General features: G+C 64.2%; 12 protein-coding genes. 7 read left to right on the plus strand and 5 right to left on the minus strand.

Translation table 11 applies throughout. The features are described from left to right. Window positions 1-2 precede the first annotated feature (2 nt). Entirely contained in the window at window positions 3-1,520 is a 1,518-nt protein-coding gene (locus tag ACODS4_RS10825) for an FkbM family methyltransferase (protein WP_488863442.1), read from the minus strand. A gap of 228 nt (window positions 1,521-1,748) precedes the next feature. Here ACODS4_RS10825 and ACODS4_RS10830 point away from each other — a divergent pair, with 228 nt between their 5' ends. The 3 genes from ACODS4_RS10830 to ACODS4_RS10840 all read left to right on the plus strand — a co-directional run bounded on the left by ACODS4_RS10830 (window position 1,749) and on the right by ACODS4_RS10840 (window position 4,460). Further along, the gene (locus ACODS4_RS10830; RefSeq protein ID WP_488863444.1) at window positions 1,749-2,927 is read left to right on the plus strand and encodes a hypothetical protein; all 1,179 of its coding nucleotides are present in this window, start codon (window positions 1,749-1,751) and stop codon (window positions 2,925-2,927) included. A gap of 109 nt (window positions 2,928-3,036) precedes the next feature. Continuing rightward, entirely contained in the window at window positions 3,037-3,375 is a 339-nt protein-coding gene (locus ACODS4_RS10835) for a hypothetical protein (protein WP_488863445.1), read from the plus strand. Then, window positions 3,372-4,460 carry a hypothetical protein gene (locus ACODS4_RS10840; protein WP_488863447.1) on the plus strand — a complete coding sequence of 363 codons (1,089 nt, stop codon included), beginning with the start codon at window positions 3,372-3,374 and terminating at the stop codon, window positions 4,458-4,460. The genes ACODS4_RS10835 and ACODS4_RS10840 overlap by 4 nt, the downstream gene beginning before the upstream one ends. Window positions 4,461-4,514: 54 nt before the next feature. Here the strand turns inward: ACODS4_RS10840 and ACODS4_RS10845 are convergent, their stop codons facing one another. The 3 genes from ACODS4_RS10845 to ACODS4_RS10855 all read right to left on the minus strand — a co-directional run bounded on the left by ACODS4_RS10845 (window position 4,515) and on the right by ACODS4_RS10855 (window position 7,578). Beyond that, window positions 4,515-5,813: a TRAP transporter large permease gene (locus ACODS4_RS10845; RefSeq protein WP_488863449.1), complete on the minus strand. Its 1,299-nt coding sequence runs from the start codon at window positions 5,811-5,813 to the stop codon at window positions 4,515-4,517. Beyond that, a complete protein-coding gene (locus tag ACODS4_RS10850) occupies window positions 5,810-6,379 on the minus strand; it encodes a TRAP transporter small permease (RefSeq protein WP_488863451.1) in 570 nt (189 codons plus the stop codon). Before ACODS4_RS10850 ends, ACODS4_RS10845 begins: the two co-directional genes overlap by 4 nt. A gap of 191 nt (window positions 6,380-6,570) precedes the next feature. Continuing rightward, window positions 6,571-7,578 carry a TRAP transporter substrate-binding protein gene (locus tag ACODS4_RS10855; protein WP_488863453.1) on the minus strand — a complete coding sequence of 336 codons (1,008 nt, stop codon included), beginning with the start codon at window positions 7,576-7,578 and terminating at the stop codon, window positions 6,571-6,573. A 256-nt stretch (window positions 7,579-7,834) separates the two neighbouring features. Here ACODS4_RS10855 and ACODS4_RS10860 point away from each other — a divergent pair, with 256 nt between their 5' ends. From ACODS4_RS10860 to ACODS4_RS10870, 3 genes are all read left to right on the plus strand, one after another. Next, on the plus strand, window positions 7,835-9,832 hold the full coding sequence (locus ACODS4_RS10860) for a sensor histidine kinase (protein ID WP_488863455.1): 1,998 nt from the start codon (window positions 7,835-7,837) through the stop codon (window positions 9,830-9,832). Next, window positions 9,829-10,425, plus strand: a complete 597-nt coding sequence (locus ACODS4_RS10865) for a response regulator transcription factor (RefSeq protein WP_488863457.1) — start codon at window positions 9,829-9,831, stop codon at window positions 10,423-10,425. The genes ACODS4_RS10860 and ACODS4_RS10865 overlap by 4 nt, the downstream gene beginning before the upstream one ends. Window positions 10,426-10,495: 70 nt before the next feature. Next, on the plus strand, window positions 10,496-12,190 hold the full coding sequence (locus tag ACODS4_RS10870; RefSeq protein WP_488863459.1) for a sensor histidine kinase: 1,695 nt from the start codon (window positions 10,496-10,498) through the stop codon (window positions 12,188-12,190). 22 nt (window positions 12,191-12,212) lie between these two features. Here the strand turns inward: ACODS4_RS10870 and ACODS4_RS10875 are convergent, their stop codons facing one another. After that, on the minus strand, window positions 12,213-13,457 hold the full coding sequence (locus ACODS4_RS10875) for a pentapeptide repeat-containing protein (protein ID WP_488863614.1): 1,245 nt from the start codon (window positions 13,455-13,457) through the stop codon (window positions 12,213-12,215). Between the two features lie 520 nt (window positions 13,458-13,977). Here ACODS4_RS10875 and mepK point away from each other — a divergent pair. Continuing rightward, entirely contained in the window at window positions 13,978-14,586 is a 609-nt protein-coding gene (gene mepK / locus ACODS4_RS10880; RefSeq protein ID WP_488863461.1) for a peptidoglycan L,D-endopeptidase MepK, read from the plus strand. Window positions 14,587-14,710 lie beyond the last annotated feature (124 nt).

Raw genomic sequence — 14,710 nt, forward strand, 5'->3', positions numbered from 1 at the left:
CATCAACCCGCGTCGGACGCATGGCGGGGCAGGCCGCGCCGCGCGTAGATCTCGTCTCCGCCAAAGAAACGGCACAGGCGGTCATAGCCGCGCTCGGCCATCAAAGCGCGCAGGGCCGGGTCGTCCTGGGCGTTTTCCAGCGAAAACACGTCGATGGTCACGCGGGAAAAATCAATGGATTCGATGATGCTCCGTTCGGCCCCCTCGGTGTCGATGGAGCAGTAATGGACGTGGGTGACGCCATGCTCGGCCAGCAGGCCGTCCAGGCGGCGCACCGGCACCTGGATCAGGCGCTTGTCGTGGATCAGCGTTTCGACAAAGGCGCGCTGGCTGGGGTCGAAGGTTTCGCTGAGGCCGCCCATCATCGCCGGGCCGTCGATGATGTCGAGGAACTCGGCCATCCCCTCGCGGTTGGCCAGCGCGACGTTCAGATTGGGGCCGGGGCGGTTGCGCGCCAGTTCGGCGAAGCGGGTGGGGGAGGCTTCGACGCACAGGCCGGTCCAGCCGCGCTCGCGCTCAAAAAACAGGGTGTTGGACCAGGTGAGGCCATCATAAGCGCCGATGTCGAGAAACACCCCGTGGACCAGATCGGGAAAGAAGGTCTGATGAACATAGGCGTCCTGCCCCTCATGCCCATGATAAGGGGCGTGCAGCCCAAGCGACCGTTCGACCTCCCACAGGGCGCTGCGGACGGCGCTGTGGTCGGGATCGTCGCGCAGCGCCGCGCGGTAGTGCGCGGCGGCGTCCTCCAGCCGTCCGATGGTGCGCAGCAAAAGGCCCAACCGGGGGCGGACGGGCGACAGGTTCGGGGCTAGAACCACCGCGCGTTCCAGGGCGCTGGCGGCGGCGTGGTGATCCTCCGTCTCGTGCCTCCAACAGCCCAAATCGCGCCAAAGATCGCTGCGGTCCGGCGCCAGGGCCAGCGCGGCGTGCAGATCGGCCAAGGCTGCGGAGATGCGTGTTTGACTATGCCGGAGAACGGCGCGGGCCGACAGGGCGTTGGCGTCGGGGCGCAGGCGGATGACGCGGGACAGGACGATCAACAGGTCGCTGTCTCCGACCAAGGCGGTCAGGTTGAGCAGGACGTCGGCAAAGTCCGGGCGAATCGTCAGGGCCAGCCGATACCACAGGATGGCCTTGTCGGGATCGTCGCTGTTGCTGCCCAAGCGGGCGGCGGTCAGGGCCAGCGAGGCGAGCGCGTCTTCGCGCTGCGGCGTCAGGGTCAGCGCGTCGGCGTAATGGCCGACAGCTTGCGGCAAGCGTCCGGCGCGGCGCAGCAGATCGGCCAGATTGATGCGGTAATCGGGCGCGCCGGGGTTGGCGGCGATGGCCGATTCGATCAGGGCGACGGCCTTGTCGGTTTCGCCCAACTGGCCGGTCAGAACGCCCAGAAGATGCAGGGCGTCGGGCTGGCCGGGGGCGACGTCGAGAACGCGGTGGTAAAGCGTCTCCGCCTCGCTCAGACGCCCCGCGCTGTGGTGATCGAGCGCCAGGGCGAGGGCTTCGGCGAGTGTGGCCATGGGTGGGCGGCGATCCTGGGCAGGAGGGCAAAAATCGACCGATGCAGGGCAGCGTAACAGAAAGCCGGAACGATGCGTTCAGAGGAAACGCATGCCGGGGACCGCTCAGGCGTTTCAGAAAATGAACGCAACAACCTCAGAACATTACGATTCTAAAATTTCAACCAATTGTGATGGCCCCTTGCCTTGAGTGTGATTGCTGATAGAGATTTAAACGTATTACGACTAATGAGCAAAAAATTTTCCCGCACAAAATTAGAGAATCTCCGTAACAAATTTTCAGCGGGTAATTTTCGTCATCCTGCTTTCTTTAAGTTTTTATTTCGTCGTCAACCGCAAGCGATCAAGGAGATCCGCATGGGCGCCGCTACGCAGGCTGGGGTGGACAACAGTGAGTCGTTCCTGAAGTCCGTCAACGACATGGGCGACCAATCAGACGCCGATACAGTCTCGGCCTTGTTGAAGGCCAACAACTGGCAAGGGGTTGTCGATTACGCCAAAACTTTCCAATATTATAATTTTTCCAAGAAGCCATTCACGGCGGATGACGTGAACGCCGGTTTGAATCCGTGGATGTTCATCGCGATCCCGGATGATTACGATGATGACAACATCAAAGGGTCGATGGTGGCCATCCGACCTTACAGCAGCGTGGGCTTTGGCGTTTTGGCGAAGGGCGGCATCGCCGTCATCCCCTCGGGCGACGTGCTGGAGACGAGCAAGGCTTCCGCGAACGCGGGCACGGCGGTTGGCAGCCCCTACACGGTTCCATCCATGGATGGGAAAAAATCAAGCTGGACCTTGTCGGAGACCAGCACCGGAAAGCTGGGTTTCTTCAAGGCGACGACCTGCTATTGCGTTCTCGATGGCGGGGGAGCCGTCTGGACCAAACAGTACGCCGACATGAAGGATCCCCCCTTGGAGCGTTCCGACGGCAATCTGGTTCCCGGCGGGAGCAGCAATCTTGCGGTCGGAAACGACATCGTGACGACCTTCGCCAACTACGCAGCGCAAAATTGGTCGGTTGCTGAAACCGATTTGTGCAATCTCGCCTTTCGCTCGCAGTCGAGCGGCGACGGAAAGGTCATCATGGTCGCGAATGGGGCGACCGGGGCGCTCTGCAATGGGACCGGGGCGATTTTCAAGGCGGATGATTTTAAGATCTCTTGGCAGGGCTACATCGATTACTTCTGGATGGAGTTCACCAACTACACGAACGAAGGGTTTGAGTGGGTCTCGGATCTGGCCACGACGTCCGCCTCCTGGATGGAAAATGCGGCGATGGACACGTGGGATTGGATCAGCGACACCAGTTCCGACGCGTGGAACGACATCAACGACGCGTGGAAGGACGTCCAAAGCGGCCTTGACGACGTTGGAGACGCGCTGAACCCGACGAAGTGGTGATCCTCCCTTTTCCGTGAACAAACATCAGGAGACAGGCCGCGTGACGACGCCCGGACATGACAACGCGAAGCGGTTTCTTGGTGTGGTCCTGAAAAGAGGGGACAAGCGGATGTTGCGCCAGATTGTTCATCTGGTCAGTCAAGGCCGGTGGGACGCCATCCTGGATTTGGCGCGGCGTCTCAAATTTCCGGCCCCGCTTGCCCTTGACGACCTGAAGGCCGTCATTGATCCGCACAACACGGTTACGGACGCCGTGGTCTTCGCCAACCGCCTCGCCGCCAACGAGACGCTCCGCCGCAGCGTGGCGACTCTCGCGGCGAATGATTGGCCCGGCGTCCGCGCTCTTGCCAGGGCGGAGGGGCTTGAGGTCGCGGAAGACGATGTGAAGGCGCTGATTCCCGAATCCTGGTTTCGCGATCCGGGGGCGTTTTCGGAGGAGGCTTGTTGAGGCGAGGGCGGGGCGGGGATGACTGCTCCGCCGGGTCGGTGTGGCGGTTGGCAGCCCCGGCGATCCCGGATGTGTTGGCGTCGGCGGCGGATCGGCGGGCCATCGCCCGCGCCGCCGATCCGCTTCCCGCCGGTTCCGCCATGATTTTGGAGCGCCCTCTTGGTGGGGGAACGCCATGCGTCGATTTTTCCTTGTGCCTGACGCGCGGCGACGGCGGCGGCGAGATTTTGGCTGGGCGCCATCCCACACGGGATGTGCCGCCCGCTTGGCTGGAACAGCCGGAATGGCGGAGCGTGCGCGCGCATTGCCGCGATTGGACCGAACCGGGCTCCATTCTGAGCGAGCGGGCGCGGAGCGTGTGGCTTGAGTTTGACGGCGATCAAATGGCGCGCCGCCGTATCCTTCCCAGCCTGTTTGTCGATGTCCGCGATGTTTCCCCGACGGATCGGCGAGCGCTTCGCGCGTTGACCATCGCGACCTTGGTCGCGCCCGACGCGCAGGCGGGGGTCGCGGACACGCTGGGGCGGGTGGCGGCGGCGGCGCCCGCGCAGGCGGTCTGGCAGTTTTTGGGCGTGATGCTTCCCAGGGACCGGACGCAGGCGCGGCTGTGCGTCGCCGTGCCGGTGGGGGAGGTGGAAGCGTTCGTTGCGGGCGTCGGCCTGTCGGTTGACGATCAAACCAAGCGCCTGATCGCGGTTTCGGCCCGGCATGCGGCGTCGGTGGTGTTGCATCTTGATGTGGGCGAGCGGCTTGGCGCGACGCTGGGGGCTGAACTCAAACCCGCAGGGGAGGACGGCTGGGCGGCGCTGCTGACCGATCTGGAGCGCGAGGGCCTGTGCGTCGCGGCGGAACGCGAGGCGCTGCTCGCCTTTCCAGGGCAATCCGGGATGGTTCGGGACGGGCGCCGGTCCAACGGCTTCGCCGACGCCGTCATCGGCGCCCCGGACGTTTGGCGGCAGGTTGCGGGCTGCCTTGTCGTCCGCAGTCTCAATCACGTCAAGCTGGTCTGTCGTCCAGGGCGGGCGCTTGCGGCGAAGGCCTATCTGCATCTGGGGTGTTTGTGGCGGTGGCGGGTGGACGGATAAGGCGGCGGCGCGTTGAACGCGCGCCGCCGCCTCTCAATCCACGCGCGGGGGACGTTACATAAAGCCCAGCAAACGCGGGAACCACAGGGTGATCGCCGGGATGTAGGTGACGGCGCCCAGGAAGAGCAGCATGGTCAGCAGCCACGGCCAGACGGCCACGGTCAACTCGGTGATGCCCATCTTGGTGATGCCGCTGGCGACGTAGAGATTCAGGCCGACCGGCGGGTGGCACATGCCGACCTCCATGTTGACCACCATGATGATGCCGAAATGCACCGGATCAATGCCCAGAGCCATGGCGACCGGGAACAGGATCGGGGCCAGGATCAAGACGATGGACGACGGCTCCATAAAGTTGCCAGCCGCCAACAGCAGGATGTTCACGACCAGCAGGAACGCCCAAGGCCCCATGTTCTGGTGCATGATCCAAGCCGCCATCGCCTGCGGGATCTGCTCCGACGTCATCAGGAACGAGAACAGCACGGCGTTGGTGATGATGTAGAGCAGCATCGCCGACATGCTGGCGCTGTCCAGCAGCACCTTCGGCACGCGGCTGAGCGGCATGTCCTTGTAAACGAAGACCGCCACGATGAAGGCGTAGACCGCCGCCATCGCCGCCGCTTCGGTCGGCGTGAAGACGCCGCTGTAAATGCCGCCCATCACCACGACGATCAGCAGCAGGCCCCAGAAGCTTTCGCGCAGGGCGCTGACGCGCTGGGCCATGCTGGCCTTGGGCAGACGTGGATAGTTGTTTTTGCGCGCGCGATGCCAGGTGGTCAGCCCCAGAAGAAAGGCCAGCATCAGGCCGGGCACCACGCCCGCGATGAACATCTGGCCGATGGACGCCGCTTGCGGGTGGCCGGTGGTGGCGACGCAATACATCACCATGACGATGGACGGCGGGATCAGGATGCCCAACGCGCCCGAGGTGGTGACGATGCCCGCCCCGAACTGTTTGGGGAAACCCTGCGCCACCATGGCGGGTAGGATGATCGAGCCGATGGCCACCACGGTGGCCGGGCTGGACCCCGACACCGCCGCGAACAGCGCGCAGGCCATGACGCCCGCCAACCCCAAGCCGCCGTGCCAATGGCCGACCATCGAGGTGGCGAAATTAATCATCCGACGGGCGACGCCGCCATGGGTCAGGAAGTTGCCCGCCAGGATGAAGAACGGGATCGCCATGATCTCGAACTTCTCAATGCCGGTGAACAGCTTCAGCGCGACGGCGTTGATCGGCACGTCGGTCATGGTGAAGAGGAAGGTCAGAACGGTCAGGCCGAGCGAAATCGAAATCGGCATGCCGGTGAGCATCAGGACCAGCAGCAACCCAAAGATGATGGCGGCGCTCATGCCGGTCCTCCTTCATTGGCGGCTTCGACCGGGTCGATGCCGTCGACATGGGCGTGATCGTGGTGGGGCAATTCGCCGGTGCGCAGGAAAGCGACGGCGACCTGAAGGAAGCGGAAGCACATCAAATAGGATCCCAGCGGAATCGCCAGATAGACGATCCACATCGGCATTTCCAAATCCGCCGACACCTGTTCGGTTTGCGCCATGTGGAAGACGAAGCTGGCCCCCAGCGAGCCGACGGTGCCGGTGAACAAGGCGCCGGCGCCCAAGCCGATCAGAACGAATTTCTTGTGCAGCGGGGGCGGCATCCGGTTGATGACGACGTCGACGCCGACATGGATGCCGGTGCGCACGCCGTACGCCGCGCCGAATTTGGCCATCCAGACGAACATGTAGATGCAGAGTTCCTGCGCCCAGGAGAAATCCCAGCTCAGGACGAAATCCTGGATGACTGGGATGCCGGAGATGTAGCGGTGGACAACGGCAACGAAAATCACGAGCGTCGCCGCCGCCATGAGGGAGGCGATCAACGTCTCCTCCAGGCGGTCAAGCAAGCGGAAGGTCATGGCGGGAAACTCCCGGATGTGCGGAGGGCCAAGCGGAAAGGGCACAGGGCACGGCCCCCTCTCCCTTCCGGGGAACAGGAAGGGAAGAGGGGAAAACGGCGCGAGGGATTTCCGGCAGGCGGATCCCCCTCACCCTAACCCTCTCCCCGGAAGAGAGAGGGGACGACGTCCGATCTTCGGTCGGACCGCTCTTACTTCACGCCAGCGGCGGCGGCTTCTTTGTAGATCGCGTCGATCAGATCCTTGCCGACGCGGGCTTCGACGTCTTTGTGGACCGACATGAGGGCCTTCCGCCACTCAGCGCGTTCTTCCGGGGTCTGCGTGTGGAACTGGGTCTTGCCCGACGCCTTCATCTGGGCCATCGCCACGTCGTTCTCGTTCTGGGCGATGTCGTTGGCGTAGGCGGTCGCTTCCTTCATCGCGCCTTCCAACTCGGTGCGGATGTCGGCGGGCAGCCCGTCCCAGAATTTTTTGTTCACGATGACCGCGTAACCGAGATAGCCGTGGTCGGTGATCGTGGCGTTCTTCTGCACTTCGTGCATTTTCTGGGTGTACATGTTGGACGGCGGGTTTTCCGTGCCGTCAACGACGCCGGTCTGGAGCGCCTGATAGACTTCCGAGAACGCCATGACCTGCGGCAAAGCGCCCAGCGCGCGCATCTGGGCGTCCAGAACCTTGGACGACTGAATGCGCATCTTCTGGCCCTTCATGTCCTCGGGCTTGATGAGCGGCTTGTTGGCGCTCATGATTTTGAAGCCGTTGTCCCAATAGGCCAGACCGGTGATGCCCTTCGATTCCAGCTTTTGGAAAAGCTTCTTGCCGATTGGCCCCTCGGTGACGCGGCGCAGAACGGTCTTGTTCGGGAAGATGTAGGGAAGGTCGAAGACCTCGAATTCCTTGGCGCCCAGCGGGCCGAACTTGGCGAGCGACGGGGCCAGCATCTGAACCGCGCCCAACTGCAACGCCTCAAGCTCTTCCTTGTCTTTGTAGAGCTGGCTGTTGGGATAGACCTCGATCTTCACCTTGCCGGCGGTGGCCTTTTCGGCCAGTTCCTTGAATTTCTCGGCACCCTTGCCCTTGGGCGTGTCCGGGGCGACGACGTGGCTGAACTTGATGAGGATCGGGTCCTGGGCCAAGGCCACAGGGGCCGACATCAGGCAGCCGACCGCAGCGGCGCACAGGAGTGTCACAAGCTTCATGGGTGCGTCCCTTCTCTGAAATTGTCCGTATAGCCGAATGTCCGGCTCCGAACTTATGGTGCATTCTTCAACACTCCAGCGTTCACGGCTATTGTGGAAATCCGCAGACCGCGCCCTCCATTTCCGGTTTCTTGACGACGTGCCCGATCCGATCCGTTATCCCCCGTCCCCGGTTGGCTCTTTTTCCGCATCCGATCCGTCCGCGACGGATGGAAGGGGGGCCACGCCGCGCCCCTTGCGGGCGATCCGGCACGCCATGCCGATCATCGCCATGGTGCTGGTCGTCGTGCTGCTGGGGGCCTTTTTGTGGCTGCTTCAGCGCAACGAGCGGGACGAGCGGGCGCTGGAACTGGTCAAGGACGCGCTGTGGATCGAACAGAACATGCGTTTCCAGTTGATCTCCGACGAGGACAAGCTGGAGCGTTTGACCGAGGCGCTGGGGCGTGAAACGGTGGATTTGCGCCATGCCGCCGACATGGCTCATCTGGTCGTCAACACCAACCCGGCCATCGAACGGGTGTTGTGGCTCGACGCCCAAGGGCGGATCCGGTTGGTTGAACCTCCCGCCGAGGCTGGGCCGGAAACGGAACGGTCGGAGTTGGACGATTCGTTGGAGCCGTCATCGCGCGCCGACGCCTTCCGCATCGCCCGCTCCTCAGGCTTGCGCACCTATGGAACGCCCTACCGGATCGACTCCAGCGACACTGGATTCGACGCGGTGTTCCCGATCTACCGAAACGGAACCTTCGTTGGGGCGCTGGTCGGGGTGTTCTCGTTCGAGGCGATGTTGACCCATCATGTTCCCTGGTGGTTCGCCCAGCGCTACCAGTTGGAAATCACGGATGTGCGTGGGGCGGTGTTGGGGGCTAAGTCGCGCTTGTCGGTGATTGGCTCGACGGGGTTGGACAGCGCGCCCGATCCGGGACGCAGCCACGTCATTCCCTTCGACCCGCCGGGCCATGGCGTGTCGCTGGTCGTCACCGCCTATCCCAGCGACAGCAACGCAACCCGGACCATTCTGGTGGTGGCGATCTTCGGGTTGACCGGATCGGCCCTGTGGAGCTTGTGGTCGCTGCGCCGTCACATCGCCGGGCGGTTGCGGGCGGAGGAGGCGCTGAGGACCGAACACGCGTTCCGCAAGGCGATGGAAGACAGCCTGACCGTGGGGATGCGCGCCCGCGATCTCGACGGGCGCATCACCTATGTGAATCCAGCTTTCTGCCGCATGGTCGGCTGGCCCGCCGACGCGATGGTCGGGCGCGGCCCGCCGATGCCCTATTGGCTGCCCGAGGATCTCGACCGGGCCGAGGCGGCGTTCCGTGAGGTTCTGGCGGGGCGCGCGCCGGAAAGCGGCTTGGAAATGCGGTTCCGTCGGGCCAACGGCGAGCGATTCGACGCTCTGATTTATGAGGCGCCGCTGATTGACGCCAATGGGCGTCACACCGGCTGGATGGGGTCGGTGCTGGACATCACCGAACGCAAAAAGGCTGAAGATCTGGCGCGCCAGCAGCAAGAGCGGCTGCAACAGACCTCGCGGCTCATCACCATGGGCGAAATGGCCTCCACCCTGGCGCATGAGCTGAATCAACCGCTGTCGGCCATCGCCAGCTACTGCACCGGCTGTTTGAACCGTTTGCGCTCGGATCGTTTCGACACGCAGGAGGTGGCCGCCGCGCTCGACAAGCTGGCGGCCCAAGCGCGCCGGGCCGGGTTGATCGTTCGTCGGGTCCATGACTTTGTGCGCAAGAGCGAACCGAACGTCGCGCCCTGTTCGTTGGCGGAGGTGCTGGAGGATTGCGTCGGCCTGATGGGGGCCGACGCCGCCCGGCTGGGGGTTCGGGTGGAGTTGTCCGCGTCCGCCGATTTGCCGTTGGTGGCGGGCGACCGCATCCTGTTGCAGCAGGTGGTGCTGAATTTGATGCGCAATGGGATCGAAGCGATGGCGAAAACGCCACGGGCCGAGCGTCGCTTGTCGGTCACTGTCACCGTCGCCGACGACGGCGCGCTGTTGACCGACATTCGCGATCAGGGCTGCGGCATTGCGCCGGATATCGCCGAAGGGCTGTTTTCGCCCTTTTTCACGACGAAAAGCGAAGGTATGGGAATGGGGCTGAACATCTGCCGGTCCATCGTTGAACACCATCATGGTCGCCTGTGGTTCGAGGCGGCGCCTGGCGGCGGCTCGCGCTTCCTGTTCATTCTGCCCGTTCTGTCCACCCCCGTGCCGCCCCCGCCTGTGGAGACCGCCCAATGACCACCCTTCACATCGTCGATGATGACGAGGCGATCCGTGACGCGCTCGGCTGGCTGTTCCAGTCGCGCAACGTGCCGGTGATCGGATGGGAGACGGCGCAGGCCTTTCTTGACGCCTGGACGCCGGAGACGGCGGGGTGCCTGCTGCTGGACATCCGCATGGATGGGATGAGCGGGCTGGAGCTGTTCGATCGCCTGCTCGCCCAGGGCAGCCGGATGCCGATTATTTTTCTGACCGGCCATGGCGATGTTCCGATCGCCGTCGGCGCGTTGAAGAAAGGCGCCCGCGATTTCGTTGAAAAGCCGTTCAACGACAATGAACTGGTGGATCGGGTGATCGACGCCCTGGCCTTTGACCGCGACCAGCGGGCACGCGAGGCCGGGCAGGCCGGTTTGACCGCGCGGATCGCCACCCTGACCCAACGGGAACGGCAGGTGATGGAGTTGGTGGTCGCGGGTCGTCTGAACAAGGTGATTGCCGAAGAGTTGGGAATCAGCATGCGCACGGTTGAGGTGCATCGCTCTCACGTTTTTGAAAAGATGCGGGTCAAGACGGCTGTGGAGCTGACGCGCTTGTTGACGGGAGCGGACTGAGCGATAGTTCAAGCAGACTGCTGTTGTGTTGCATGACGCGGGCCGAACCCTGACCGCAGGAGCATCAGACTTGCGTCTGCCCACCTCATTTCTGGCGCTGGGGCTGGCGGTCATCGCGCCGTTGCTGCTGTTCGCGGCGGTGATGGTCTGGCTGTTGGACAACCGCCAGCAGGCGGAACTTGAGGCGGATTTGCGGTCGATGGCGCAATCGCTGTCGGCCAGCGTGGACCGGGAACTGGCCAGCCAAATCCGACCGCTGGAGTTGCTCACCGCGCTGTGCCAAGCGGAGGTTGACAATCTGCCCGGCCTCTACGCCCACGCCACCGCCGCCGCCCACAGCCAGACGGGCTGGTTGGCCATGGGGTTGATCGGAGCGGAGAGCAACCGCTTTGTCTTCCACACCCATTACCCCTTGGGCGTGCAGCCGCTGCCGCCGCCCCGTCTGGACCATGTCACCCGCAAGGTGGTGACGACCGGGCGGGCGGTGGTGGGCGGCGTTCTGCCGCCGGGTGGGCCGCCAGGGCGGTCGTCGCTGGTCCTGCGCAGTCCGATTTTCGCCGACGATCAGGTCCGTTACGTCATGTCCTTGGCGGTCGGGCTGGAGGGGTTGGCGGACGTGCTGAAGACGCGGAGCGTTCCCTCCGACTGGACCGTCACCGTCATTGACCCGGCCATGCTGATTGCGGCGCGTTCACGCGACGCCTCTCTTTATCTTGGGCAGCGCATTGCGCCATCCTTTGAAACGCACCTGACGTCCAGCGATCAGGGCCTGTTTGTGTCCAGGACCAAGGATGGCACGGAGGTTTACGCGGTGATCCATCGCTCCGCCGACACGCAATGGTCGGTGGCGTTGGGGGTGCCGACCGATCAGATTTTGAAACGGTTGGCGGTGACGCGAATCGCGGTCGCCGGTGGCGGGGTGGTGGCCTGTCTGGCGACTTTGTCGCTGGCGTTGCTGGTCTCGCGTTCCTTTCGCCGCCGCCGCAAGGCGGAGCAGGAAATGCGCCGCGCCCGCGACGCCCTGCTGATGGAGCAGCGGCGGCGGCTGGTGGCTGAGAAAGAGCACGCTGAAGCGTCCAGCCGGGCGAAAAGTGAGTTTCTGGCCAACATGAGCCATGAGCTGCGGACGCCGCTGAACGCCATCCTTGGCTTTGCCGAGGCCATCCTGTCGGGCATTTTTGGCGCGCCGTCGGCCAAGCATGGCGAATACATCCAGGCGATCCATCAATCCGGTCGGCATCTGCTCGATCTTGTGAACGAGTTGCTGGACATGGCGAAGATTGAAGCTGGGCAGTTGGAGCTGTTCCGTTCCCGCGTCGTCCTGGGCGAGGTGCTGACCGATTGTCTGGGGCTGGTCGAAGCGTTGTCGGCGCGCAAAGGCGTGACGGTGACGGCGGGGGACTTCGACCCTGCCTTGCAGGTTCTGGTCGATGGGGTGCGGTTGCGTCAGGCGGTGTTGAACATCCTGTCCAACGCGATCAAATTCACCCCTCCCGGCGGCTCCGTTCGGATGGAGGCGGTGGCGGGCGCGGGAGGGAGCGGCGCCGTCATCACCATCGCGGACACCGGCATCGGCATGTCGGAGCATGACGTTCTGATCGCGATGGAGCCGTTCCGGCAGATCACCAATTACATGACGAAATCAGAAGCGGGAACCGGTCTTGGCCTGCCGTTGGCGCGCCGTTTCATCGAGGCGCATGGCGGGACGTTGACGGTGGACAGCGCGCCCGGCGTTGGAACGACGGTGACGATCACGTTGCCGTAAAGAGTGCGGCAGGTGGACGATCTCACCGACGCCGGGGCGGCGCGCCGGGCAGAGTGGCGCGTTGCAGCTTGGCCCCGTCGAGGTCGGCGCCGTCCATCTCGGCGCTTTCCAGATTGGCTTCCGACAAATTGGCCTGGATCAGACAGGTGTTGACCAGCAGCGCGCGGCGCAAATCAGCGCCCATCAGATTGGCCGCCCAAGATCGCCCGGTCGGTCGACCCGAGGGATCCTTGATCGCCGCCGGCCCCAACCGGACCCGCGTCAGATCGGCGCCGGTCAGGATGGCGTAGCTGAGGTTGGCGCCGGACAGGTCGGCGCCCATCAGATTGGCCCCTTCCAGATTGGCGCCGGACAGGTCGGCCATCATCAGGCGAGCGCCGGTCAGAGCCGCCGCCGACAGATTCGCCCCGCGCATCGAGGCGGCGCTGAGATTGACGTCGCGCAGATCGGCGCGGCACAGGTCGGCCCCGTCGAGGTCGGCGCGCTCGCCGCGCTGGCCGAAGCTGTCGATCCAGCGTTCATGATCGAAGATGACGCGCTGGATCTCCGACCGCATGCTGTCCATGGGGCGGGTCGCCTGCGCCGTGTTCACGCGGGCTTGCGACAGGTCGCAGTCGGTCATCCGGGTGCCGACGAGGTCGGCGTTGTCAAAGCGGGCGCCGTCCAACGACGCGCCCGACAAATTGGCCCCGTTCAACCGCGCCCCGGTCAGGTTGGCGCCGGTCAGGTTGGCGCCGCTCAGGTCGGCGTTCTGCAACAGCGATCCGGCCAGATCGGCTTCGGTCAGATTGGCGCCGCACAGAACGGCCCCGGTGAGATCGGTGGGAACGCCCTGGTTGGGGATCACCGTCTCGCCATGGATGTGGGCGAGCGCGACCTTGTGCACCAGTCGGGACGCCTCGGCGTCCTGATCGTCGGCGCTGACGCCGCGACGGGCGGCGCCCCCTGGCTCCAGCGTGCCGGACCGCAGGTCGGCGCCCTTCAAATTGGCGTTGGAGAAGTCCGCCGCCCGCAGCCGCGCGCCGCGCAGATCCGTCTGCATCAGGTTGGCGCGGCTGATGTCGGCGTCGCGCAGATCGACCCCGAACAGATCGGCTCCGGCCAGATTGGCTCCGTTCAGCCGACCACGCGCCAGCTTGGCCCCAACCAGCCGCGCGCCGCGCAAATCGCGCTGGGACAGGTCCGCCCCTTCCAGATCGGCCATGGCGAGGTTGGCGCGCGCGCCGCCCGGCTGGCCTTTGACCCAGCGGGCGTGACGATCCAACACCTCGGCCAACTGATCGAGCCGAAAGAAAGAAACAGAGGAAGAGCTTGGGGCGATGGCCGAGGGCACGGGACGATGACGCCACGTAAGAGTTTCGATGATGCGATCATGCGTCCAATTCCTTACTGAAGGCTGAATGCATGAGGAAACCTGACCAATCTTTTCGTTGGGGCCGTTAGGACAGAGCGTCTATGGCTTTCGGTTGGGTTTTGTGGCGCGCCCGTCGGCCCTTGCGTAGGACGGATTGGAAGCTGGGGGCGACTCGGCGGGGTGGCGCTGTGGCGACGTCGGGCGAGCGCGGCGCCGTGTTTCAGCTTTGTGATGATTGGGGGCGAGGGAAATGACGACGGGATGTCTTGGGAAACCGCCAATCCGGCCTTTTCTTTCCATCGGCCCTTCATTGCTGTCTTGACATCAGGGGCGGTGATCCCCGTAAAAGAGCTTTGCCCGGTGGGGCCGTATTGCGATGGCGCGATTCCTGGTGTGGGCTGGGGATTGGCTGAATCAGGGGATACGAGACAGCATGACGACCAACACGGATGCCCCGTCAATGACGGCGGCCGGTTCGGATGAAGGCGCGGCGCGCCCGTTTGACCGTCGCCACCTGTTGCGGGCGGCTTTGGGATTGACCGCCGCCGCCGCCACGATGATGGCGCCAGAGGAATCCGAAGCCGCCTTGCGGGCGCCGCCCCGTCATCTGTCTCTGGTCAATCTGCACACGGGCGAGCGCATCAGCGCCGAATATTGGTCAAAGGGCCGCTACCTGCGCGACAGCATGCGTCAGATCAACCGGGTGTTGCGTGACCACCGCACCGGGGCTGTTCACGCCATTGATCCCAGACTGCTGGATCTGGTCCACGCGTTGGGGCGCAAGCTGGGCAACCGTGGCCCGATCCAGATCGTGTCGGCCTACCGCTCGCCGGAAAGCAACGCGCTGCTGCGCGAGGCCGATGGCTCCGGCGTGGCGCAAAACAGCTATCACATGCAGGGCAAGGCCATCGACCTGCGGGTGCCGGGTCTGGCGATCCGCCATCTTCACCGCGCGGCCCTGAGCCTGCGCGGCGGCGGGGTCGGTTACTACCCGGAGAGCAATTTCATCCATGTCGATGTTGGGCCGCTGCGCCATTGGTAGGGCGGCGCGGCGTGATCCGACGCTTGTGAGGACTGAACATATCGGGCGGCGAATCCATCACGGGTTCGCCGCTTTTTTCATGCCCGCAGGGTGGGATTGGTCGGCTCCCCGTTGGCGGCGCGCA

The sequence above is a fragment of the Azospirillum sp. FG154 genome, assembly GCF_057809575.1.